Source organism: Lysinibacillus antri (assembly GCF_003977595.1).
GTDB lineage: Bacteria > Bacillota > Bacilli > Bacillales_A > Planococcaceae > Ureibacillus > Ureibacillus antri.
Genome location: NZ_RYYR01000005.1, coordinates 113,640 through 137,103 on the forward strand (window position 1 = coordinate 113,640; position 23,464 = coordinate 137,103).

The following is a 23,464-nucleotide window of genomic DNA, read 5'->3' on the forward strand; positions in this document are numbered from 1 at the left end:
CTTGGCGGGATTATCGCTGAATTTGACGGAATTCCTTCACTTTTTGACGGGATTTCGCCCAGCTCGCCATTATTTAAACTCTAATTCTCCATCGTAAGCCATCATACCGCCTTCTAGGTTGATCACTTCGAAGCCTTGTGATTCTAAGTATTCGCCAGCTTTTGCACTACGAACGCCGCCGCGGCATACAAGGATATATTCTTTTGTTTTATCTAATTCATCCGCACGTTCAGGAATTGACCCTAGTGGAATGTGTACGGCACCTGGGATCATGCCTTGTTCGACTTCATCTGCTTCGCGCACATCGATAACATTTAAATCTTCGTTTGCATCTAATAAATTAATGATTTCTTCTGTTGTCATTGTTTTCATTTACAAAACCTCCAATATTCATCTACATTGCCATTATAGAGAAAAATAAGAAAAGCGCAAGCGACCTGCTTAGCCCCGAAAGAAACTGGAGACTTCCGACAAGCATGCTTGCATGCGTAGGAGGAAGTTGAAGTTTCCGAGGGGCTGGGCGCTGGAGCTAGACATAGAAAAAATCGGCTAGTAGGAACCACTTCGCCGATCTTACAATTAATTATTCTCTTCATCATTACCAAAGGAAACGTGTTTAGATGGGACAAATGTTGAAATTGCATGTTTGTATATAAGATGTTGTTTGCCATCAGACTCTAGCAACACGGTAAAATTATCGTATGACTTCACTAATCCTTTTAATTGGAAACCATTCGTTAAAAATACTGTGACAAAGATATTCGTTTTTCGTAAATTATTAAGAAACGTATCTTGTAAATTGATTGATTTCACGCCGCACACCTCTTCTATTTCTATTTTCTATATAGTGAAGTATTCGACATCAGAAGTTATTTTCCTTCTGAATTTTGAAAATATTTTACAATTTTATTCCAATCGTCACCAATCCATTGTACATCCATTTTGTTGCGGAAATATGTCAATTGGCGTTTCGCATAGCGTCGAGAATTTTGTTTCAGTTGTTCCACCGCATCTTCAAGCGACATACGACCGTCAAAATAAGCATACAACTCTTTATACCCGATTGCTTGAACTGCTTGCACGTCTCGAATATTTTGATCCCATAACGATTTCACTTCATCGAGTAATCCTTTTTCCATCATGACATCTACACGTAAATTAATTCGTTCATAAAGTTTTTCGCGGTCCATATCCAATCCAATAATTAAGTGATTGTAAAGTGGGACATCTCCTCGATTATGTTCTTCAGCAGCTTTGGAAACGCCATGTAATTCGACTAATTCCAATGCTCGGATGACGCGTCGAGTGTTGTTTGGGTGAATTGTACTTGCCGTTTCGGGATCGAGTTCGGCTAGACGGGCGTGCATGGCATCCGGACCGATTTTAGCAAGTTCCTCATAATAGGTTTGGCGAGCTTCTTCATCCACGTCTTCTTTTGTAAACTGAAAATCATAAAGAACTGCTTGCACATAAAGACCCGTTCCACCAACGATAATGGGAAGCTTGCCTCGACTTCTGATTTCTTCAATTTTCTCACGGACAAGCAATTGGTACTCCGCAACAGAGAAGCTTTCAGTTGGTTCCTTAAAACTTAATAAATGATGAGGAATGCCTTCCATTTCTTCTTCTGTAATTTTCGCCGTACCGATATCGAGCCCTTTATAAATTTGCATCGAATCGCCGTTGATCACTTCTCCATTAAATTGTTTTGCGAGTTTAATACTTAATGCTGTTTTGCCGGAAGCAGTCGGACCTACAATGGCGACTACTTCAATTTCTTTTCCTGTCATTTTCTAACCACCGTGATACCACATGAAACACATGCTCTTTATTTTTTTCTTTCAATATTTCGTGGCGCATTCCTTCAAAAAGATACACGACCACATCTTGTAACCCTACTTTTTTTAATGCATTTGCCACTTTAAAAACGCCAGCGCCCTTATTGCCAACAGGGTCTTCACTTCCGCTTATTAAAAGTACTGGGATATCCTTTCGAATGTTGACCATTTCGTTTTTTCGATTAATTGATAACAAGCCATCTGTCAAATCAACAAAAAATTGATTCGTTGGAACAAAACCGCAAGTAGGGTCTTTTATATAGGCTTCGATTTCTTCTTCGTTGCTACATAGCCAATCAAAGGCGGTTTTTACATCGGGAAAGCCTTTATTAAAACTGCCAAAGCTTAATTCGCTCATAATTGCACTTGGGACCGTTTTTCCTTGCACGAGACAAAGCGTTCGAGACAGTGCGTTACCAATCTGATGAAGAAACGTTGTCGCACCAGTTCCACATAAAATTACTTTATCAATATCATTGTAAGTTTGAATATAACGACGAGCAATAAAGGAACCCATACTATGACCAAAAAGAATGGTTTTTGTTTCATCAAAATCGTAGCGGAAAAACTGGATAAGCTCGGATACATCATCGACAACCCGTTCAAAGCCATTATCATCTGCGAAATAGCCTAGTTTTCCGTTTAGTTCGACGGTTTTCCCATGGCCACGATGATCGTGTGCTGTCACAAAGTAGCCTTGCTCACACATGTTGATGGCAAATGCATCATAGCGATCACCGTGTTCTGCCATCCCATGCAAAATGTGAAAATGTCCGATTGGTTTTGCATCGGGTTCATAAATACGAACAAAAATTTGGTGTCCATCACTCATTGGTAGTACTTTCGTTAGTTTTTTCAAACCAATCACCCTAATGTTTATTTTTTGCTTCGTCTATGAATTGCTCTAATTGCATTTGGTAGAAGATTTTTTCACTGTCCGAGTAACCGAATAATTCACTCATGACGTCAATAATGGCATTTTTATAGTTCTCTACTAATTCGATGTTGAAGTAAAGATATCCTGTTCTACGGATGAGAAAATCACACGGAGTCATGACCATTTCATAGTAAATTGCATATAGGAGCTCCGCATAAAGTGGGATAGGAAGGGTTGTGCCTGTTTCTATTCCTTTTTGTGCGAATAAAAAAACTTTCTCCACATTCGTCCCATAGCGTTCCACTAATCGTTTTGCTTCATGAAAGGTTAATCCAAACTGTTCCCCGACTTTCGCTTTGTTGGCAACATAGTCATTGAAGTTGTGCGAATTTAATCCCCTTGCACCAGATAAGGCCAATTCTTTTGTCCCGCATTTTTGGGCATGTTTAAATTTATGTTTTTTCACAATCTGATTAACGATAGTTTCCGCCATTTGACGATACCCTGTTAATTTTCCACCAGCTACAGTCAATAATCCGCTTGACGCATACCAAAGTTCATCTTTTCGGGATATTTCAGAAGGATTTTTTCCATCCTCAAAGATGAGCGGGCGAATTCCAGCCCAAGAGGATTCGACATCTTCTTTAGTAATGCTGAGTTTCGGGAAGATATAGTGTATAGCATTTAGTAAATATTGAATGTCTTCTTCCGTCGCAATTGGATGAACTGGGTCATCGTCATAAAATGTATCGGTCGTGCCCACGTATGTTTTCCCATCGCGCGGAATTGCAAAAACCATTCGTCCATCTTCTGTATCAAAATAAACCGCTTGCTGTAATGGGAACGTTGCTTGATCCATGACGATATGAATACCCTTTGTATGACGAATTCGCTTTTTATTATGCAATTTATCCATTTTTCGTATATCGTCTACCCAAGGACCTGTTGCATTCACGATTTGGTGAGCATGGATGGTAAACATGTCACCCGTCAATTCGTCCCGTACATTTGCGGCAACAATCTTTTTCTTTTTATATTCAAAACTTACTGCCCGCGCATAATTTAAACAGACTGCTTGATATTCAACGGCTTTTTTAATCACTTCAATCGTTAACCGCGCATCATCGGTTTTATATTCCACATAGTACCCCGCTCCTATTAACCCGTCTTCTTTTAAGATGGGTACTTTCTGAAGCGTTTTTTTACGGGAAAGCATTTTTCTTCGTTCATCTTTTCGCACTTGGGCAAGCTGATCATACAACGTGAGTGCTGCTCGCGTAGTCAATTTCCCTAATGTTCCTTCTTTATAGAGCGGAAGGAGCATCCATTCCGGTTTTGTAACATGAACCGCATTTTCATACACAATTTCACGTTCGCGCCCTACCTCTGCGACAAGCCCAATTTCGAACTGTTTTAAATAGCGGAGGCCCCCATGAATGAGTTTCGTGGATCGGCTAGATGTGCCCGCAGCAAAGTCTTGCATTTCAATGAGTGCGACAGAAAGACCCCTCGAAGCTGCATCGAGGGCAATTCCCGCACCCGTAATTCCGCCACCAATCACCAATACATCAAATTGATAGTGGTTTAATGTATGTTTAATCGTCTTACGTTCTTTATATGAAAACATCGTGAATTTCCCCTTTTTATAAGTATAGGTAAATCCGTTTTCGATATTTCTTGAAAACACTCACTCTCATCTTGTGTGTTACATGACGCGCTTAAACATTTTTTCCACTTCATAGGACGAAAAATGAATCATAACCGGTCTTCCGTGTGGGCAGGTGAATGGATTGTCTGCCTTTCGTAAATCATCAAGAAGCACAACCATTTGCTCTTTTGTTAAGTAGTAGTTCGCTTTAATCGACTTTTTACAGCTCATCATGATGGCCGCTTCTTCACGTAATTTTTTAATATCGGTTTTCCGTGTTTTTAATACTTGCTCGATTAACTCTTCAATAATTTCTTGCTCAAATCCTTTTGGGAACCATGTTGGATATTCACGTACCACAAAAGTAGATTGACCAAAGTCTTCTAAATAGACACCAACTTCTTCTAATGCCTGTAGATTTTCTTTTAACGTAAACGCTTCATCGGCTGAATAATGGAATGTAAGAGGTAATAGTAAAGATTGACGTTCATTTGGATTGACCTCGCCCACTTTATCGCGGAAATATTCATATTTTATTCGTTCTTGGGCTGCATGTTGATCAATTAAATAAAACCCGTCTTCCATTTGCGCCACGATATACGTTCCATGAATTTGCCCGACGATTTCAAGCTGCGGGAACGGCTCTTTTTTCTCTTGTATTTCCTCTTGTACAATTGGTTCAGGTTCTTCCCACTGTATTGGGATTTCTGTTGGTTCTTCGATTAGTGGAGTAGAAGTTTCTTTAATAATGGATTCGCTTGCGGTTAATTTCTCAACAATCGCATCCATTTTCGTTTCATTAAAAGAAGGTGCTGGCTTCCATAGATTAATTTGCTCACTAGGGACACGCACCGGTTTTTCTTTTTTCTCAGCAAGTGGGACATGGATTGCGGTACGGATTGCTTTTCGGATTGCTTCCTCAATAAGCGGCAATAACTCCTGTTCCTTACTTAACCGTATTTGCAGTTTGGCGGGATGAACATTAACGTCGGTTAAATAAGGATCGCCTTCGATATACATAACGACAATCGGGTAACGTTCAATCGGTAAATACGTATGATACGCATGGACAATGGCTTTTTGAACTAAATAATGTTTCACAAAACGACCATTCACAAAGATGGACATATAGTTTTTGGATGCGCGTGTTATTTCGGGCAAACTTGCAAAGCCGTGCACTTTATAATCATGAGACTCCCCACTAAAGGTAATCATCTTTTTTGCATTTTGCACGCCATAAATTGCGGCAATGACTTGTTGGACATTTCCCCTGCCGTTCGTTTGAAGAAGCGTTCCTCCATTATGTACGAGTTTAAACGCAATTTCTGGATAGCCTAAAGCCAGTCGATTCATATAATCAATGGAGTGACCCAGTTCGGTTTGAATGGTTTTTAAATATTTTAATCTCGCCGGTGTATTAAAGAACAGCTGCGATACAGTAATATCTGTCCCTCTTCGAAATGCAGTGGGCTTCATCGACACCACATGGCCCCCGTCAAGTTCAACTTCAACGCCCGAATGTTCACCATCTGATGTTTTCAAGTTTACTTTTGACACCGAGGCAATGGATGCTAACGCTTCACCACGAAATCCTAACGTACGGATTCGAAAAAGGTCTTGTTCTTTTGAAAGTTTTGATGTGGCATGGCGAGAGAATGATTTTAAGGCATCCTCCTCATCCATTCCACCGCCATTATCTGTTACTTGGATGGAGGTTAACCCTGCTTCTTCGAGAAAAACTTCGATGGATGTACTTCCTGCATCGATCGCATTTTCAACAAGTTCTTTCACGACGGATGATGGTCGCTCCACTACTTCCCCAGCTGCTATTTTATTGGATAACCATTCGTCCATGATTTGAATTTTTCCCATAATTGAGGTACCTCCTTTTTATTGTGGTAGATTGGAGGGATTCCGCCAAAGTTTGGGATAATCCCGCCAATTTTTTGAATAATCCCGTCAAAAACCACTATAATCCCGCCATTTTTGCAGAAAATCCCGCCAATCCGCTATTTCTTACTCAACAACGCCTGTTGCAATTCATATAGCACATTAATTGCTTGGATTGGTGACGTTCCCATGATATTCATTTTCTCAAGTCGTTCTAAAACGTCTTTTTCCGCTTCAGACAGGGCACTTTCCCCCTCAAATAATGATAACTGCTCGATCTCCTCACGTACCACTACTTCTTGCACTTGTTGGATCGGTTCATTCGATTCAAATTGTTCCAATAACACTTGGGCGCGTTCAATAATGGCATCTGGCATTTCTGCTAATTTTGCCACATGGACACCATAGCTTTTATCAGCAGCCCCCGCACGTACTTTATGTAAGAAGACCACCTTGCCATCCTGTTCCGTTGCGCTAACATGGACGTTTTGAAGTCGCTCTAACTGATCTTCAAGGGCTGTTAGTTCATGATAATGGGTTGAAAATAATGTATTGGCACCAATTTTATGATGAATGTATTCCATCATGGATTGAGCGAGCGCCATGCCATCGTAAGTAGACGTTCCACGGCCAATTTCATCAAATAACAATAAACTGTTTTCTGTCGCATTTGTAATGGCATGTTGAGATTCAAGCATTTCGACCATAAATGTAGATTGACCAGCCACTAAATCATCCGCTGCACCAATTCGTGTGAAAATTTGATCGATAATCGGTAAGACTGCTTCATCCGCCGGTACATAACAGCCCATTTGTGCGAGCACGACAATTAACGCAACTTGTCGCATATACGTACTTTTACCGGACATGTTTGGACCTGTAATGAGCATCATATTTTTGTCATCCGTTAAGATACAATCATTTGGTACGTACATTTGTTTATTTAGCATTTTTTCCACTACAGGATGGCGGCCCCCCACAATTTTCAGTGACCTACCTTCGTGGAACGTTGGTTGAATAAAACGATACTTTTCGGATACAACAGCAAAGCTAATATACACATCTAGCTCACTAATTTTTGAAGCTAATGCTTGTACGCGTGGAATGTATGCCTTTAAGGTTTCGCGCAATTCAACAAACAGATCATATTCTAACGCAAGACTTTGCTCTTCTGCATTTAAAATAATCGCTTCTTTTTCTTTTAATTCCTCGGTAATATAACGTTCTGCATTTGCTAATGTTTGTTTTCGCTCATAACGTGTTAAATCTGCATTGGAAATTTGGGATTTTGTTATTTCGATATAATAACCAAATACGCGATTGTAGCCAATTTTTAAGTTTTTAATGCCGGTAAGCTCACGTTCTTTCTGTTCAAGCTGCACAATCCAGTCCTTACCGTTTCGGGATGCATCACGTAATTCATCGAGTTTTTCATTGTAACCGTCTCGAATCACGTCCCCTTCCTTGATTGAAATAGGCGGGTGATCCGTAATGGCATGGGCTAACAATTGTACAATTTCCGCGCATTCATCAAGGTTTTCACCAAGCTGTATTAATGTTTCTCGCCCACTTTGAATAAGCTGTTGTTTAATGGCTGGTACTTGACGAAGCGATTCACGCAGTTGAGCTAAATCACGGCCTCCCACGTTTCCAAACGCAACTCGACCAGCTAATCGTTCTAAATCGTACACTTGCTTAAGTAATTCTTTTAATTCATCTCGTACAAAAAATTCATCCAGTAAATCCGTGACAATCGCAAGGCGTTCTTCAATACTCGTACGATTTGCAAGTGGTTGATGGAGCCATTGTTTTAGCTTACGCCCTCCCATTGCCGTCACCGTTTCATCTAGTAACCAAAGCAGCGTCCCTTTTTGATCACCGCCGCGAATCGATTGTAGTAGCTCCAGGTTTCGTTTTGAATTGGAGTCGATGCGTAAAAGTTGCTTTGTTTCGATATATGTAAAGGGTTGAATATGCGAAAGCGAGCGCATTTGTGTTCGTTCCACATACTGCAACAAGCTTTTTGCTACGCCTTGTAATTCTTTTGGTAAGTTTTCAATATAGTTTCGGCACTTTTCCTCGGACATTTCTTCATTTTCAAGGGACAAAACAACACCTAAATTATTTGCTTGCTCTGTAATCATCATCTGCAATGGCTCCGTTACGACTAGCTCACGAATATTTAAGGATAGTAGTTGCTGCAGTAATGATTTAATACCACCTTCGACAATGATGGTATTGGCTTCTCCTGTCGAAACATCTAAATAAGCAAAGGCAATGGATTGATTCGATAATTGTTCTGCCGAGGCGATAAAGTGATTGGATTTTCCATCAATTGTTTTTCCTTCTGTAATCGTCCCAGGTGTGATCAATTGAACGACTTCTCGTTTGACGACCCCTTTGGACTGCTTTGGATCTTCGGTTTGTTCACAAATCGCGACTTTGTACCCTTTTGACACAAGAGTTTCGATATAATTTTTAGCTGAATGATGAGGTACACCACACATCGGGATACGGTCTTTCGTTCCTGCATCTCGACTTGTTAAGGTGATTTCTAAAATTTGAGAAGCGGATACGGCATCATCAAAAAACATTTCATAAAAGTCGCCCAATCGATAAAAAAGAAAGGCATCTTTATATTCTGATTTAATTGATAAATATTGTTGCATCATTGGTGTGTATGTCGTCATTTTTTGTGTTCCTCTCTACTACTTTATCTTTTCATTATACCAAATTTTAATGGCTAAATAGAGATTCACACATATTAGAAAAGTGAAATAAAAAAAGAGCGCCTCTGATCTACTAACTTTTAGTAGAGGGCGCTCCAGTACGATTATCGATGAAATGATGACGATTCGTCGCTTATTTTACCGCCGCCGAACTTACCTTTATGGAAGTCGGATCCAAAGTCTGAAGATGAACTTGATGAGCTAGAGCTTGAACTTGAGCTTGATGATGAGGAGCTTTCGTCGTCATCATTGTCGTCATCGAATCTCCACTCTTCTTCATACTCAATTGGGTGTACAGATACAACCACTTTTGTTTCACCAATCACTTCAACAAGGAAGTCACGTTCAATAACGATATTGAAGCTGTCACCACTTTGCGTAATAATCGCTTCTACGCAGTTTGGTTGTTGTAACACACGTACATGGCAATCATTTGTTTCAATTACGTCTTCATCGCGATAGTGTAATTTGATGCGGTCTTTATAATGAATTGTCTCTGTGTGAACAGCTGTTCTTGAATGATTATTGTACGCGTACCACACGTTTACATCATATTTTCCAGAAACCTCAACATACTTCCCAACTTTTTTCGCACTGTAGTGGTGATTGATTACCCAGCAACCTAAAATGCTCGTTGGAACATTTGAAGGACGCAGAATCTCACTACTCTCAGTTCTTTTTTTACCTTTAGCGACAACCGCTTTAGTCACAATTTGACGCAAACGTTTCAACGCTTTTCCTCCTTTATACATCTAGTCGAACTATAGTATGCGGCTAGTGCCTAATTGGTGAAATGTCTTGTAGTTTGAATTTTTTTTGCGAATTTTGTAGTGGTGTTTTCAAATAGCGAATACTTGAAAACGATAGAATGAATGCTGGCAAACTAACCGAATCATTCGTGCTGACAACTTATAGTATTAAGGTTGGGCAAATTGTGTTCCTAGAAATTCAATCGTGCTTAAAAGAAAAGAAAGAAAAACCCCCTACGCACATGGAGTAGGAGGTTCATTTTGAATAATTAAATTATGAGCAGCTTCCAGGTTTACTATTACTTACTTTAGAGCCTGTTTCACCTTTTAATAGGTCGCCACCAGTGGACTCAATAATTTCGTTTGTTACGTTATTGGCAATCGCATTTGAAACTAATTGAAGTAAGTTGTTCACTTCAAATTGAGATTCTTTAAATTGTTGCACGATTGGAACTGCATCGATTTCTTCTTCAATTTTTGCGATTTTTTCTTCCACAAGTTTTACCGCTTTTTCTTTTCCAAGATGTTGGAAGTTCACTACTTGCTTTTGTAAAGTTTTTAAACTGGCAATTTTTTCACGCACTGTTTGATTTTCATTAATTTGTGCTTCTGCTTTTTTGAAAAATTCAACTTCTTCTGTATTGGCAATCATATGTGCAATTTCTTTTGCTTTTTCAACGATTTCGTCTTTTGTATAAAGCTTTGTTGTCATTATACTTCCACCTCATGTCGATTAACGATTTCTACAAATTCACCGCGCAGTGAGTAAGATTTCGCCTCGAGTATTTTTACTTTCACAAGTTTCCCTACTAATTCTTTAGGTCCTGCAAAGTTTACTAATTTATTTTTACGTGTATAACCTGCTAACACATCATCACGTTTTTTACTGCTTCCTTCAACTAACACTTCCACAACTTGACCTTCGTAGTTTTTCAATGCCGCAGATGAAAATTCTTCTACGACCGCATTTAAACGTTGAAGGCGCTCTTTTTTCACTTCTTGTGGAACATTGTCTTGCATTTTCGCAGCCGGAGTTCCTTCACGTGGCGAGTAAATGTACGTAAAGGCCATTTCAAATCCAACTTCTCGATATAAATCAAGTGTTTCTTGGAATTGTTCTTCTGTTTCATTTGGGTACCCAACGATGATGTCGGTTGATAAAGCTACATCTGGCATCGCTATTTTGATTTTGCGAACTAAATCAAGGAAAAGTTCACGTGTATATTTACGTGCCATAATTTTTAAAATTTCATTTGAACCGGATTGAACTGGTAAATGAATGTGCTCAACTAAGTTCCCTTTTTTCGCTAACACTTCGATTAAGTGATCATCAAAATCGCGTGGATGACTTGTTGTGAAACGAATACGTGGAATATCGATTTTGCGTAACTCGTCCATTAAATCACCAAGACGATATTCGATATCTGTAAAATCTTTTCCGTATGCGTTAACGTTTTGGCCAAGAAGCATAATTTCTTGGTAGCCTTGTGCCGCTAGATCACGTACTTCTTGAATGATTTCATCTGGACGGCGACTACGCTCTTTTCCACGTGTATATGGAACGATACAATATGTACAGAATTTATCGCAGCCGTACATAATATTTACCCACGCTTTAATGGCACCATTTCGTTGTTTTGGAAGGTTTTCAATCACGTCGCCTTCTTTTGACCAAACTTCGATGACCATTTCTTTTGACATGTAGGCTTCTTTTAAAATGTGCGGTAAGCGGTGAATATTGTGAGTACCGAATACCATGTCTACATGTTGATATGTTGTTAAAATTTTATTTACAACCGACTCTTCTTGCGACATACAGCCACAAACGCCGATTAACATTTCAGGGTTTTTACGCTTATATTTTACTAGGAATCCTAGTTCACCAAATACTTTGTTTTCTGCATTTTCACGGATGGCACATGTATTTAATAGAACAACATCGGCTTCTTCGATTAGGTGGGTTGGTTCATAGCCAAGTTGTGTGAAGATCCCCGCCATTACTTCTGAATCGTGTTCGTTCATTTGGCATCCGTACGTTCGAATATAAAACTTACGACCCGCACCCATTCCTAGAAACTCTTCATCAATGTCGAAATCTTTATGGTACTTCACTTCTTCTTTCCCACGTTTTTTCGCATCTTTTAAAGAAGGAGCCGCCGTCACTACTCGCTCAAAATAACTGCTATAATCTTTTTCGGGTTTTGGTTGGTTCACTTGCTGACTAGCTAGTCGTTGTTCCTCATTCATTGAATCTAGAAACTCCTTTCAAGATTGGTTTCGTACATTCGAATCCCATTTTAACATTATAACGAAAAATTAGTAGAATGAACAATAAAAGTTATGATAATTTGATGAACTGCTCATAACTTTCTAGGTCATTTTCCTTTAATATTGCAAGAAACGTAAAACACAGTTGCACGACCGAATGCCAATTCATCTGGTACTGCTGTTCGAATTGGTGCTTCGGAAGGGTAAGTACCTGTTGAAAAATTGTTTTTGGATCGATTTGCTGCTCTTCTAAGTATGTGAGGAATGCCAGGAAAAGTTTGTGATCCTGTACAGCGAGCGACTTTTCCTCTACTAATTTGTTAATTTGCTTGGGATTTTGTAGCGAATTTGCTTTTTGGAATAGTTTATTAAGTTGTTCGTTTTGTTTTTGTTGTTTGATAGATAGGAAATCGATTATTTTGTTCATGTTTTTACCTGCTTTTTTTGTATGACTGGATGTAATTCCGCCAATTTGGAGTATGATTCCGCCAAAATTTGTGAAAATCCCGCCGAATTATAGAAAAATCCCGTCAACTTTCTCATAAATCCCGCCAAATGTCTTTCGGAATTAAATATCGCCTATCCCGAGTACTTCCTTTATGAGTAAACTGCATTCTTTTCATTAATTTATTTGCAGCATCTTCACTTTCAATAAAAAAGAAATCTCTAAATTCTCGATTCGTAATCCATTCACTTATAAGTACTCGATAATCATGTAATCCCTGCAGTAACGCTTCGTTTGATTTGTTGCCACATACGCAAATGAAGCCTCTTTTATACGTCATTACTCGCCCACAAGTACATAGTGCACCCTTTCGAATTGGGGGCAGCTCAAATCTCGGCCAATATTTACTCGGTTGATATAATTTCATTAAGCAATCGACTAGTAACTCAAAGTGAACTGTCGGAAGTAAATTAGTACTATACCTTAATAATAGCTTTTTAATTTCACTACGCAAACCAATTGCATGGAAAATTGGAATTTCGTCGGGAATTCTACCAATCACTGTCGAGGGTTCTGCTATGACAACTGCTTTATAAATTGGCATTGATAAACCCAATCCCTCGACGACACGCTCGATCATATCTGCATTTCGTTTTACCTGTTCAATGGGGCTTTGGAAGCTTTCGATTTCTCCAGATTTCCTTTTCCTCAAAAATTGATGTTTTTCTTTTTCATACCATATATAACCTGACACCGTTTTGATTTCGACAACGAAAATAAAGTGGCGAGAAACAAATAGTGTATCAATTTGATGCTTGTTCGTTTCGTAATTATGATAAAGCAAAGATTCATGGGACAGCCCTATTTCCTCCCAAACCCTATCAACTTTCAATTCCCCCTCATAGCCAATAACAGCGCGCTTAAGTAAGTTTGAAACCGTTTCATTGCGCGCTCTACGATTTAATGCATCCAGTACTAGTATTTTAGATGGAAGTTTTCTTTCAATTAGTCTCAAAAATATCCCTCCTACTTTCATTGTAATGAAATGTAAAAGGGATAAAATGGTGTCTACCTATTGAAATGTACGATTTCCAATTAAATGTGTGACAAAATTTCTACACTGTAAACCTTCGTATCGCACTTGTTAGCGATCTAATGTTTTTAGTGATTTTTTGAATTTGGCTATGCATGTCTCTTGTGGCTTCGAGTTGGTCGTTTGTTGATTTTGATACTTGTTCAATTCTGCGCGCATTTTGTTTTGACACTTCACTAAGTTGTAATGAATTATTGGCCACTTCTTTTGTATTTTCCGTAATCGAGGAAATTGTTGCAGATACCTCTCCAATATGTGGACCCACTTTATTGACAGACGATACAATTTGTTCAAATTTAATTGCTGTTTGGTTTGTCGTATCGATTCCTGTTTGTACACATTCAATCGCGCTACCCATAAAGCGAATCGATTCTTTTGTATCGTTTTGAATTTGTTTTACGATGGCTTCAATTGTTCGTGTTGAGTGAACGGACTGCTCTGAAAGCTTCCGTACTTCACCGGCCACTACACTAAATCCTTTTCCGTATTCTCCTGCGCGAGCTGCTTCTATGGCTGCATTTAATGCGAGAAGATTCGTTTGTTCGGCAATTTCATTAATTAATTGAATCACTTGTCCAATTTCAGTAGAGTGTTTTCCTAGCACTTGCATCATTTCGTTCGTTTGTCTTACAGATTGTTCGATACGTTCCATTTGCTCCATATTTAACGTCACAAATTGAGACCCTTCATTTGCTTCTTTCACAGTTTGGTGAATACTGCCCTCAATGTATTCAATACGATCTGCAATACTTTCAACACCCGCCGCAATTTCCTGAAGTGAATTGGTATTTATATTCAATTGCTCTGTTGACCGAATAGTTGATTTAGCCAAATCTGTTGCATCTCGAGAAATATGTATAGACGCTTCCGTAGTTTTTTCTGATGCCCGTTGCAATTGATCATTCGCTTCATCTACCTGGGTCGCGCTACGTTGGACAGTCTTTAACAGTTCCTTCACTTCTGTCGCCATTTGATTATAACTTAGCATGACTTCTCCAAGTTCATCTTTCGCATCATAGGTAGCCGTTTTCGTAAAGTCCCCTTGCTCGGCTTCTTTTAACAATTTCTTTAATTGTCTTGTCGGTAAATTTACTGCACGAGTTGCACCAACGCTGAAATAAATAATAATTAATATAATCGCTAGTGATACACCCGTTAATAGTTTATAGCCAAATTCAACATCTTTTTGATATGTAGCTAATTGATAATCTGCTCGTTCTACCACATATTGCTTCATTTCTCCAATTGCAGTCAAAGTTTCATTGCGATTTCCATCGTTTAAAGTGGAATTTAGTTCTTTTATATGAAACTCCATTTTTGAATCAAATTTTGGTATTGCTTTTTGAAGTTCACTTGCTTGATTTAAATCCTCTTGATAAATAGCCATTTCAATAGTTGAAATTGTATTTAAGGCAAGTAACTTCTCCTCATACATAATTTCTGTATTTTTCTCCATCTTCCTTAAATAATCCATACTAAATATCGCAAAAATACAATTTGATATGATGCATACAATCATTAATACTACTAATCGGTCTTTCACCTTAATATAGCGTTTTAAACGCAATTTACTCGACCCCTCTACAACTATGGTAGTTTGAGCATAGTTTAGTAATATAAAGTACCTATGGAATGAATGTAAATTTATTGTAAATATTCTAAGTTTAAGTATAAAAAAAGAGCCCCCCAAATAGGAGCTCCCCAATCTTACATAAATTCCTTCACTAGTAAATCAAATTGGTTTTCATTTAAGTTCATTTCTAAATCGGCAAGTGGTTCTTGTGCATAACCAGGAACTTTTTCTTGATACGATTTTGTCTCTGTATCTTGGTAAATGATCCCCGTTACAAGGCCTTCTTTTTCCATCACCGTTTGCATCGCTAATTCTCTGTTTGTAGAATCATAATTTTCGATATCAGATAGTTTTGTTAAGTGCTCTTTAAACCATTCATACGTATTCACTTTGTTGTACGTTACACATGGGCTGAATACGTTAATGAAAGAGAAACCTTTATGTTGAATGCCTGCTTCAATTAAAGCTGTTAATTCTTTAATGTCTGTTGAAAATCCTTGCGCTACAAATGTGGCACCTGAAGATAAGGCCACTTCTAATGGTTTTAATGACGGCTCGATTGCTCCTTCTGGTGTTGATTTCGTGATGAAACCTTTTGCCGAACGAGGAGATGTTTGACCTTTTGTTAAACCATAAATTTGGTTATCCATAACTACATACGTAATATCAATATTACGACGGATCGCATGAACCGTATGCGCCATACCGATTGCAAACCCGTCCCCGTCACCACCTGAAGCGATTACGTTTAGGTCACGGTTTGCCATTTTTAAGCCTTGTGCTAGTGGTAATGCACGGCCGTGAATTCCGTGGAATCCGTATGAATTAATGTAGCCGGCGATACGACCTGAACACCCGATCCCAGCAACTACTGCTAGTTCATGAGGTTCGATGCCGACATTTGCTGCTGCACGTTGAATGGCTGCTTGAACAGAGAAGTCACCGCAGCCAGGGCACCAGTTTGGTTTCACTGAGTTACGAAAATCTTTAAATGTTGCCATTAGTCAAGCAGCTCCTTTACTTTATTTGAAAGCTCACGTGGTAAGAATGGTGTACCATCGTATTTCGTGATGCTTGAAATTTTATTGTGACCGCCAATATTCATTTTCATGATGTTAGCAAGTTGACTAGTTTTGTTGTTTTCCACGACGATGACTTTTTTCGCATTCGCTACTAGAGGTGCCATCTCATCTGATGGGAATGGGAATACTAAGCGTACATGGGCATGGTTCACTTTTAAACCTTCTCCATTTAATCTTTCTTGTACTTCCTCAATAGCTCCGCGCGTTGAGTTAAAGCCAACAATCAATACATCCGCTTCTTCATGTGGTGCGTTAACATGAACTGGATTATCAAATTTTAAATAGTCCAATTTACGGAAACGCTTGTCCATTTGTGCATTACGGTTACCTGGTGCTTCGTTCGGTTTCCCTGTTTCATCATGTTCCACACCTGTTACATGGTGAATGCCGTTTGGTGTACCTGGGAATACACGAGGAGATACGCCATCTTCTGTATTTTCATAGCGCTTAAAGTAATCTTTGTTGTCGTTTGCTTCAATTTCATCCGCAACAATTTTTCCACGACGAATTTCCACTTTACTATAATCAAATGGATCCGTTGTTTGTTTACCAAGTGCTAATTGTAAATCTGTAATAATGATTACTGGCAATTGAAGCTCTTCTGCAATGTTGAATGCTTGAATTGTATCAAAGAACGCTTCTTCTAATGTGGATGGTGCGATAACTACTTTTGGAATTTCACCATGTGTACCGTACAACATCGCCATTAAATCGGACTGCTCTTGCTTTGTTGGAAGACCTGTTGATGGACCACCACGTTGCGTATCAATGATTACTAATGGTTGTTCTGTCATACCAGATAGACCAATTGCTTCCATCATAAGAGAAAGACCCGGGCCAGCTGATGCTGTAAATGCGCGCACCCCACCGTAGTTCGCACCGATAGCCATTGTTGCTGCTGCAATTTCATCTTCTGTTTGGATAACGGCTCCACCGAATTTCGGTAGTTTTTTGATCATATATTCCATAATTTCAGAAGCCGGTGTAATTGGGTAAGCAGACATAAAGCGAACGCCAGCTGCAAGTGCACCAAAAGCAACAGCATCATTTCCAATCATAAACATACGGCGTTTTCCGTCTGCCGGAACTAGTTCCCATTCTCCAACACGATCACCAATCAGTTCACTCATCACGTCATAACCTTTTTGAATGGCTTCCATATTCTTTTGAACAACTTCTACCCCTTTGCGTCCGAAAATTTCATCGACAACGCCTTGGAAAACTTCCGTGTTTAGGTTTAATAATGCTGAAGTTGCACCAATTGCGACCATGTTTTTCATTAAAGACGTGCCTAATTCTGTTGCAATTTCTGTAAATGGCACAATGAATAATGGTGCTCTTGAGTCTTCTGGTAATGTTGGTTCGAATTTTGCATCTGCTAAAATGATAGATTTTTCCGTTAATTCTTTGTAGTTTACTTCGATTGTTTCTTGATCGAATGCCACTAAAATATCTAAATCATCCGCAATCGAACTTACTTCAGTTGGTCTAACAGTAATTTTATTATTCGTATGGCCACCTTTAATACGTGAAGAGAAGTGACGGTAACCGTATAGGTGATAACCTAAGCGATTCATAGCCATTGAGAAGATTTCTCCAGTACTCTCAATCCCTTCACCTTGTTGCCCACCGACTTTCCATGAAAGCTGATGTAACATTTTAACATCTCCCTTAAGAATAACTGTTTTTATATATTTTTCCTTCATTAGTTTAACACGAACATATATCATTAACTATTCAAATTAAAACATTTTCGTGAAAATCAGACCTTTGACGGAAAACAGAAATTCACAAAATTGTAGTGAATTATTTCTTTTAGATTACTTCATTCAATTAAAGACATACTATATTGACGAAAATTTATATTTTATGATATGAAGTATTTTTTTAGAGTGGGGGGTACGAGCGGATTTCGGAAAAATATGAGCGGTTTTTCCGAATTTATGTGCGACTTTCGTGGATTTACGTGCGAACTTAAAAAATCTCATATAAAAAAGCCCCTACCAATTGAACGTTCATTGGTAAGAGCTACTGCAAACGGTTTTAGCGATTTCTTTTTTCAACAACTAACTTCAATGCCGTGCGATCTTCCCCAGCAATTGTAATGTCAGCAAATGCCGGTGCACAAATTAAGTCGGTACCACTTGGAGCGACAAAACCACGCGCAATCGCAACTGCCTTTACTGCTTGATTTAATGCACCTGCACCTACAGCTTGCATTTCCGCATATCCTTGCTCCCTAATCACCGCAACAAGTGCACCTGCGACAGAATTTGGATTTGAGCGAGACGATACTTTTAATGAATCCACATTTATTCCTCCCCATATTAGCTATTTGCTTTAATAAATGTTGAATGAAGCAATTGTCATTCAAAGGACGTCAACTTAATGTCCGTATCACATTTTATGTTGCTAAAGTGGAAAATAGAATCTGTAATCCTTGAATTTGGAAGCTTAAAAGTATTTATTTTTTAATTGTTTTTAATAATCGAACAATTCCCCGCTTTAATTGAGGAAATTATCCTTTAAATGGATAATCCTCATTAATATAAATTCGTTCACATTGAATAGCTTTTCCCGTTTTATCATCAATCTCCACAAAGAACCCACTTAATACTTCACGACCTTGTTTTGGCACTTCAAAACGAGCAGGCATATTCGTTTGGAATTTATAAATAACACTTTCCTTCGTCATGCCAAGCACTTCATCATAAGGACCTGTCATTCCTACATCGGTAATATAAGCTGTCCCATTTGGATAAATTCGCGCATCGGCCGTTTGAACGTGTGTATGCGTACCAACTAGTGCAGACACTCGTCCATCTAAATGCCACCCAAGGGCAATTTTTTCACTTGTCACTTCCGCATGAAAATCGACAAATACTAGCGGAGAGGTTTCGCGTGCTTGTGCAACTAATTCATCTGCCACTGCAAACGGATCTTCATGTGGTGGTAAAAAGACACGACCATGTAGATTAATGACAGACAAAGTCACGCCATTTTTCGTAATTTGTACCATTCCCTTGCCTGGTGCTTCCTTAGAAAAATTGGCAGGACGGATTAAATAATCTACTTCATCAATAAAATCAAAAATATCTTTATTATCCCATGTATGGTTCCCCATCGTAATGACATCAACCCCGACATGCATGAGTTGTTGATAAATTTTTTGCGTAATGCCACGACCACTCGCAGCGTTTTCACCATTCGCAATAACAACATCTGCGGCATATTTTTTCTTTAAGCGCGGTAAATATTTTTCTACGGCTTCTCGACCAATTGAACCTACAATATCACCAATAAAAATTACTTTCATAAATTACAACCTACTTTCTATATATAACGTTCACAATTTTACCATTCCATAGAACAAAAGGGCAAAATAAAACGCAAATCCGCCGGGGGAAATGCGTTAACAATGTGATCAGTAATAATAGTAATTGTTAGTTTTCGGCATTTTATAATTATTCAACACCACACCTAATATTTTGGCATGCGCAGCTTCAAGACTTGCCTTTGCTTTTATCACATCTGTTTTATCTACATAGCCACTTTTTACAATTAACAACGTTCCATCACATTTATTCGATAAAATTTGAGCATCCGTTACAGATAATAATGGTGGTGCATCAAAAATAATTATTTCATATTCATGGATGACTTCATTTATAAATGAATCTAAATTTTTGGAGGATAGTAGTTCAGAGGGATTTGGTGGGATTGGACCGCTTGCGATAATATCGATATTGTCAATGTCTGTATGATGAATAGCACTCTGAATGTCGACTTGCTTTGTTAAAATATTCGATAAGCCTACAACGTTAAACAAATTAAAGGTATGATGCATGGTTGGCTTTCTCATATCTGCATCTACAATTAGCACTCGCTTTCCATCTTGTGCAAACACGACACCTAAATTGGCAGCATTTGTAGTTTTCCCTTCTCCTGGAATAGAAGATGTAACTAAAATCGTTTTAATTTCTTGATCGGGCATTGAAAATTGAATATTCGTTCGAATGGTACGAAATTGTTCCGTAATAATTGATTTGGGATTTGAGCTTGCAATTAATTTTCTCGCTAATGTAGGTTGTTGTTTCTTCTTTTTGTTCAATTGCATCTAATTCCCCCTCGTTGTTCGGGATGGCAAGGACACCTCTAAATCCTTCTCTGAAATCGAGCTTACAATTCCCATAATAGGGAGGGCTAAAATTTCTTCTATATCTTGCTCAGTTTTAATCGTAGTATCTAAAAATGCGAATAAAAATGCCAACCCAATTCCAAGCATTAATCCAATAACTGCTGCAATTGCGACATTTAATAATTTATTCGGCTTAACAGGACTCGGATTCTCACTTAATTTTGCAACTGATAAAATACTAATATTATCAACATTCATGAGCGTAGGGATCTCTTCTTTAAACACTTCAGCGACCATATTTGCAATTTCAACAGATTGTAAAGGACTCTCATCTTCTACTCGGATATTGACGACCTTTGAGTTATCTTCATTTAATACATAAATTTGTCCTGATAAACTTTCAGGTGTAGTCTTCAAATTTAATTTATTAATAACTTTATTTAGAATAACAGGTGATTTAATAATGACATTATACGTATCAATCAATTGTAAATCGGTTTCTAATTGAGACCAGGCGTATTCTTGGCCATTCGTCTTTTGGTTAACTAAAATTTGCGTTTCAGCTTCATAAATGGGAGGGAGTACATAATAACTAATAATTGCAGAAATTCCAGAACAAACAAATACAAGGGATATAATTAATAGCATCCACTTTCGTATTATTTTCAGGATATTTAGTAAACTGATTGATTCTTCCACAGTATTTGCCTCCCTGAAGCATGAATTTTCACCTAACTTTATTACTCTATACTCATAAATTTATTGCTTCATGACTGGTATTATGAATGTATTTCTCTCATTATCTCCTTTTTAACAAAGCATTCATTTTATTTTTATATATATCCACACCTGGCTGATTAAAAGGATTCACATCTAATAAAAATGAACTCATGACACAAGCCTTCATAAAGAAGTACATTAAATAGCCCATATGGTGTGCATCTAATTTTTTCAGCTCTAATTGAATCACAGGAACCCCACCTTCTACATGAGCCAATATACTACCTTCCTTTGCGATGCGATTTATTCCATTAAAACTATAAGTGGATAACTCATTTAGTAGATCATCATTCCGGCTATCGAAGGGGATGGGGTAATCATCTTGGATTTCCTTAAAGTGTAGAAATGTCTCAAATAAGATAGGACTTCCCTCTTGAATGTATTGACCAATTGAATGTAAATCCGTGGAGTACGTCACAGCAGACGGAAATATACCTTTTTTATTTTTCCCTTCACTTTCACCAAATAACTGCTTCCACCATTCATGAAATAAAGCAAGACTTGGTTCAAACGACGCAAGTAATTCAACATAATACCCTCGTTTGTATAATTCATTTCGTATGACCGCATATCGATAGGCATCATTTCGTTCAATGTTATCCACATTTAATAAAACCGCTGCATCTTTTGCCCCTTCAATAAATTGAAAGATATCAATTCCAGCAGCAGCAATCGGGATTAATCCTACGGGAGTAAATACAGAATATCGTCCGCCAATATTAGAAGGTATAACAAATTGGCGATAACCAGCGTACTCTGCAATTTCTTTTAATACCCCTTTTTTTCCATCTGTTGTTACGATGATTCGTTGTTTACTTTTACTGCCATATCGCTGTTCCATATATTGCCGAAACACTCGAAAAGCCAACGAGGGTTCCATCGTAGTACCCGATTTTGAAATAATATTAAGATAAATCTCTTTATCCCCTATACTATTGAGTAAATGCTGAATGTATGCACCGCTTAAATTTTGACCTGCATACACAACTTGAACACCATTTTTTAACACGCCAAAGTATGGAGATAATGCCTCTTGTATCGCCTTGGCTCCTAAAAACGATCCACCAACCCCAATGACTACTAATACTTCCGCATTGGATTTAATTTCCTCAGCTAAACGTTGAATCGAAGTTAGCACGTCTTCATAATTTTGTGGTGGAAAGTTGATCCATCCTGCATAATGATCCTGAATTTTTTTTAAATGGTGATGTATGGTTGATACATTTGTAGCATATTTAGACCAATCAATATCGATTGACGGCGCAGCTAAATAAACCGATTGATGTAATCTCGACCCCATTGTATACCCTCGTTTCAATAGAATGTAAATCAGATATTCTCATCAATCAAATGCGTGCAAATTTTTCATTTCTTTATAGATTCTACGCCTTCCAACCAGCCCCAATTTTCTACATACCATTGAATCGTTTGGGTAAGCCCTGTATCAAACGTAAACGTCGGACACCATCCTAATTGCTCAATCTTCTTCGGATCAATGGCATAGCGTTTATCATGACCAAGTCGATCTGGCACAAACTCAATCAAGTCCTCAGATTTCCCGAAATATTGAAGGATCTTCTGGATCACTTCCAAATTAGTACACTCATTATGACCACCAATATTGTAGATTTCTCCAGCTTTCCCTTCATGTAAAAGAAGGTCAATTGCTGCACAATGATCATAAACATGTAACCAATCTCGTACATTTTGACCGTTACCATAGACAGGTATTTTTTTATTTTTTAAGATGTTTGAAATAGTTAAAGGAATTAGCTTTTCTGGAAATTGATAGGGCCCATAATTGTTCGAGCACCGTGTAATAATAGCTGGAAATTGGTATGTTTCGTGGTAAGCCCGAACGATTAAATCGGAAGAAGCCTTACTCGCACTATATGGGCTATTAGGTTGTAGTGGGGTATTTTCTGTAAAGAATGTAGTGGGATTGAAATCTAATTCGCCATAGACTTCATCGGTTGAGATATGGATAAACTTTTTTACGTTTGTTCGCTTCGCTGCTTCTACTAAATTTTGCGTGCCAAGGACATTCGTTGTGACAAAAACTTGTGGATTCGCAATGGAGCGGTCCACATGACTTTCGGCTGCAAAATGCACAACATAATCGAATTGCTTTCTTTTAAATATGAAATTAATTGTTTCTTGATTTGTAATATCCGCTTTTAAAAAATGATAGTTTTCCTTATTTTCAATTGCATAATGTTTCGTTAAATCGCCTGCATAGGTTAGTGCATCTAGATTAAAAATTTCATACTGTGGATATTTTTCCACCATATATTGCACAAAGTTACCCCCAATAAATCCTGCACCACCAGTAACAAGTATCTTTTTCAACGTGT

Annotated in this window: 21 protein-coding genes; all 21 read right to left on the bottom strand. The window is 38.2% G+C overall.

The window, feature by feature from the left end; all coding sequences use genetic code 11:
* Nucleotides 1–69: 69 nt before the first annotated feature.
* The 21 genes from EK386_RS05310 to rfbB all read right to left on the bottom strand — a co-directional run bounded on the left by EK386_RS05310 (nucleotide 70) and on the right by rfbB (nucleotide 23,459).
* The gene (locus EK386_RS05310; RefSeq protein WP_126657997.1) at nucleotides 70–372 is read right to left on the bottom strand and encodes a rhodanese-like domain-containing protein; all 303 of its coding nucleotides are present in this window, start codon (nucleotides 370–372) and stop codon (nucleotides 70–72) included.
* 207 nt (nucleotides 373–579) lie between these two features.
* Nucleotides 580–813 (bottom strand): RNA chaperone Hfq, encoded by a 234-nt coding sequence (hfq, locus tag EK386_RS05315; RefSeq protein WP_126657998.1) that lies wholly within the window; start codon nucleotides 811–813, stop codon nucleotides 580–582.
* 56 nt (nucleotides 814–869) lie between these two features.
* Nucleotides 870–1,790 (bottom strand): tRNA (adenosine(37)-N6)-dimethylallyltransferase MiaA, encoded by a 921-nt coding sequence (miaA, locus tag EK386_RS05320; RefSeq protein WP_126657999.1) that lies wholly within the window; start codon nucleotides 1,788–1,790, stop codon nucleotides 870–872.
* A complete protein-coding gene (locus EK386_RS05325; protein WP_126658000.1) occupies nucleotides 1,771–2,697 on the bottom strand; it encodes an alpha/beta fold hydrolase in 927 nt (308 codons plus the stop codon). Before EK386_RS05325 ends, miaA begins: the two co-directional genes overlap by 20 nt.
* A 10-nt stretch (nucleotides 2,698–2,707) precedes the next feature.
* Nucleotides 2,708–4,342, bottom strand: coding sequence for a glycerol-3-phosphate dehydrogenase/oxidase (locus EK386_RS05330; RefSeq protein WP_126658001.1), 1,635 nt, complete (start codon nucleotides 4,340–4,342; stop codon nucleotides 2,708–2,710).
* Nucleotides 4,343–4,420: 78 nt separating this feature from the next.
* A complete protein-coding gene (gene mutL / locus EK386_RS05335; RefSeq protein WP_126658002.1) occupies nucleotides 4,421–6,235 on the bottom strand; it encodes a DNA mismatch repair endonuclease MutL in 1,815 nt (604 codons plus the stop codon).
* 137 nt (nucleotides 6,236–6,372) lie between these two features.
* Complete coding sequence (mutS, locus tag EK386_RS05340; protein WP_126658003.1) at nucleotides 6,373–8,943, bottom strand: DNA mismatch repair protein MutS; 2,571 nt, start codon at nucleotides 8,941–8,943, stop codon at nucleotides 6,373–6,375.
* A 143-nt stretch (nucleotides 8,944–9,086) separates the two neighbouring features.
* On the bottom strand, nucleotides 9,087–9,713 hold the full coding sequence (gene cotE / locus EK386_RS05345) for an outer spore coat protein CotE (RefSeq protein WP_126658004.1): 627 nt from the start codon (nucleotides 9,711–9,713) through the stop codon (nucleotides 9,087–9,089).
* A 292-nt stretch (nucleotides 9,714–10,005) separates the two neighbouring features.
* A complete protein-coding gene (locus tag EK386_RS05350; RefSeq protein ID WP_126658005.1) occupies nucleotides 10,006–10,443 on the bottom strand; it encodes a YlbF/YmcA family competence regulator in 438 nt (145 codons plus the stop codon).
* Nucleotides 10,443–11,978: a tRNA (N6-isopentenyl adenosine(37)-C2)-methylthiotransferase MiaB gene (gene miaB, locus EK386_RS05355; RefSeq protein ID WP_126658006.1), complete on the bottom strand. Its 1,536-nt coding sequence runs from the start codon at nucleotides 11,976–11,978 to the stop codon at nucleotides 10,443–10,445. The genes EK386_RS05350 and miaB overlap by 1 nt, the downstream gene beginning before the upstream one ends.
* Nucleotides 11,979–12,069: 91 nt before the next feature.
* Nucleotides 12,070–12,426, bottom strand: a complete 357-nt coding sequence (locus EK386_RS05360; RefSeq protein WP_126658007.1) for a hypothetical protein — start codon at nucleotides 12,424–12,426, stop codon at nucleotides 12,070–12,072.
* Nucleotides 12,427–12,538: 112 nt separating this feature from the next.
* Nucleotides 12,539–13,459 carry a nuclease-related domain-containing protein gene (locus EK386_RS05365; protein ID WP_158674378.1) on the bottom strand — a complete coding sequence of 307 codons (921 nt, stop codon included), beginning with the start codon at nucleotides 13,457–13,459 and terminating at the stop codon, nucleotides 12,539–12,541.
* Between the two features lie 100 nt (nucleotides 13,460–13,559).
* Nucleotides 13,560–15,104 (bottom strand): methyl-accepting chemotaxis protein, encoded by a 1,545-nt coding sequence (locus EK386_RS05370; RefSeq protein WP_126658009.1) that lies wholly within the window; start codon nucleotides 15,102–15,104, stop codon nucleotides 13,560–13,562.
* A gap of 140 nt (nucleotides 15,105–15,244) precedes the next feature.
* On the bottom strand, nucleotides 15,245–16,111 hold the full coding sequence (locus EK386_RS05375) for a 2-oxoacid:ferredoxin oxidoreductase subunit beta (protein ID WP_126658010.1): 867 nt from the start codon (nucleotides 16,109–16,111) through the stop codon (nucleotides 15,245–15,247).
* A complete protein-coding gene (locus EK386_RS05380) occupies nucleotides 16,111–17,850 on the bottom strand; it encodes a 2-oxoacid:acceptor oxidoreductase subunit alpha (protein WP_126658011.1) in 1,740 nt (579 codons plus the stop codon). Before EK386_RS05380 ends, EK386_RS05375 begins: the two co-directional genes overlap by 1 nt.
* Nucleotides 17,851–18,235: 385 nt before the next feature.
* The gene (locus EK386_RS05385; protein WP_097072367.1) at nucleotides 18,236–18,502 is read right to left on the bottom strand and encodes a stage V sporulation protein S; all 267 of its coding nucleotides are present in this window, start codon (nucleotides 18,500–18,502) and stop codon (nucleotides 18,236–18,238) included.
* A 208-nt stretch (nucleotides 18,503–18,710) separates the two neighbouring features.
* The gene (locus EK386_RS05390) at nucleotides 18,711–19,508 is read right to left on the bottom strand and encodes a TIGR00282 family metallophosphoesterase (protein WP_126658012.1); all 798 of its coding nucleotides are present in this window, start codon (nucleotides 19,506–19,508) and stop codon (nucleotides 18,711–18,713) included.
* Between the two features lie 108 nt (nucleotides 19,509–19,616).
* Nucleotides 19,617–20,309, bottom strand: coding sequence for a CpsD/CapB family tyrosine-protein kinase (locus tag EK386_RS05395; RefSeq protein ID WP_126658013.1), 693 nt, complete (start codon nucleotides 20,307–20,309; stop codon nucleotides 19,617–19,619).
* On the bottom strand, nucleotides 20,310–21,029 hold the full coding sequence (locus EK386_RS05400) for a YveK family protein (RefSeq protein ID WP_126658014.1): 720 nt from the start codon (nucleotides 21,027–21,029) through the stop codon (nucleotides 20,310–20,312). It abuts the gene before it with no gap.
* A gap of 100 nt (nucleotides 21,030–21,129) precedes the next feature.
* A complete protein-coding gene (locus EK386_RS05405) occupies nucleotides 21,130–22,410 on the bottom strand; it encodes a glucose-6-phosphate isomerase (protein WP_126658015.1) in 1,281 nt (426 codons plus the stop codon).
* Nucleotides 22,411–22,475: 65 nt separating this feature from the next.
* Nucleotides 22,476–23,459, bottom strand: a complete 984-nt coding sequence (gene rfbB, locus EK386_RS05410) for a dTDP-glucose 4,6-dehydratase (protein WP_126658016.1) — start codon at nucleotides 23,457–23,459, stop codon at nucleotides 22,476–22,478.
* Nucleotides 23,460–23,464: the final 5 nt, after the last annotated feature.

Coding starts and splice junctions, on each gene's coding strand:
- EK386_RS05310 (WP_126657997.1), bottom strand. CDS start 372: ATGAAAACAATGACAACAGAAGAAATCATTAATTTATTAGATGCAAAC.
- miaA (WP_126657999.1), bottom strand. CDS start 1,790: ATGACAGGAAAAGAAATTGAAGTAGTCGCCATTGTAGGTCCGACTGCT.
- EK386_RS05330 (WP_126658001.1), bottom strand. CDS start 4,342: ATGTTTTCATATAAAGAACGTAAGACGATTAAACATACATTAAACCAC.
- mutL (WP_126658002.1), bottom strand. CDS start 6,235: ATGGGAAAAATTCAAATCATGGACGAATGGTTATCCAATAAAATAGCA.
- mutS (WP_126658003.1), bottom strand. CDS start 8,943: ATGACGACATACACACCAATGATGCAACAATATTTATCAATTAAATCA.
- EK386_RS05350 (WP_126658005.1), bottom strand. CDS start 10,443: ATGACAACAAAGCTTTATACAAAAGACGAAATCGTTGAAAAAGCAAAA.
- miaB (WP_126658006.1), bottom strand. CDS start 11,978: ATGAATGAGGAACAACGACTAGCTAGTCAGCAAGTGAACCAACCAAAA.
- EK386_RS05360 (WP_126658007.1), bottom strand. CDS start 12,426: ATGAACAAAATAATCGATTTCCTATCTATCAAACAACAAAAACAAAAC.
- EK386_RS05375 (WP_126658010.1), bottom strand. CDS start 16,111: ATGGCAACATTTAAAGATTTTCGTAACTCAGTGAAACCAAACTGGTGC.
- EK386_RS05380 (WP_126658011.1), bottom strand. CDS start 17,850: ATGTTACATCAGCTTTCATGGAAAGTCGGTGGGCAACAAGGTGAAGGG.
- EK386_RS05390 (WP_126658012.1), bottom strand. CDS start 19,508: ATGAAAGTAATTTTTATTGGTGATATTGTAGGTTCAATTGGTCGAGAA.
- EK386_RS05395 (WP_126658013.1), bottom strand. CDS start 20,309: ATGCAATTGAACAAAAAGAAGAAACAACAACCTACATTAGCGAGAAAA.
- EK386_RS05405 (WP_126658015.1), bottom strand. CDS start 22,410: ATGGGGTCGAGATTACATCAATCGGTTTATTTAGCTGCGCCGTCAATC.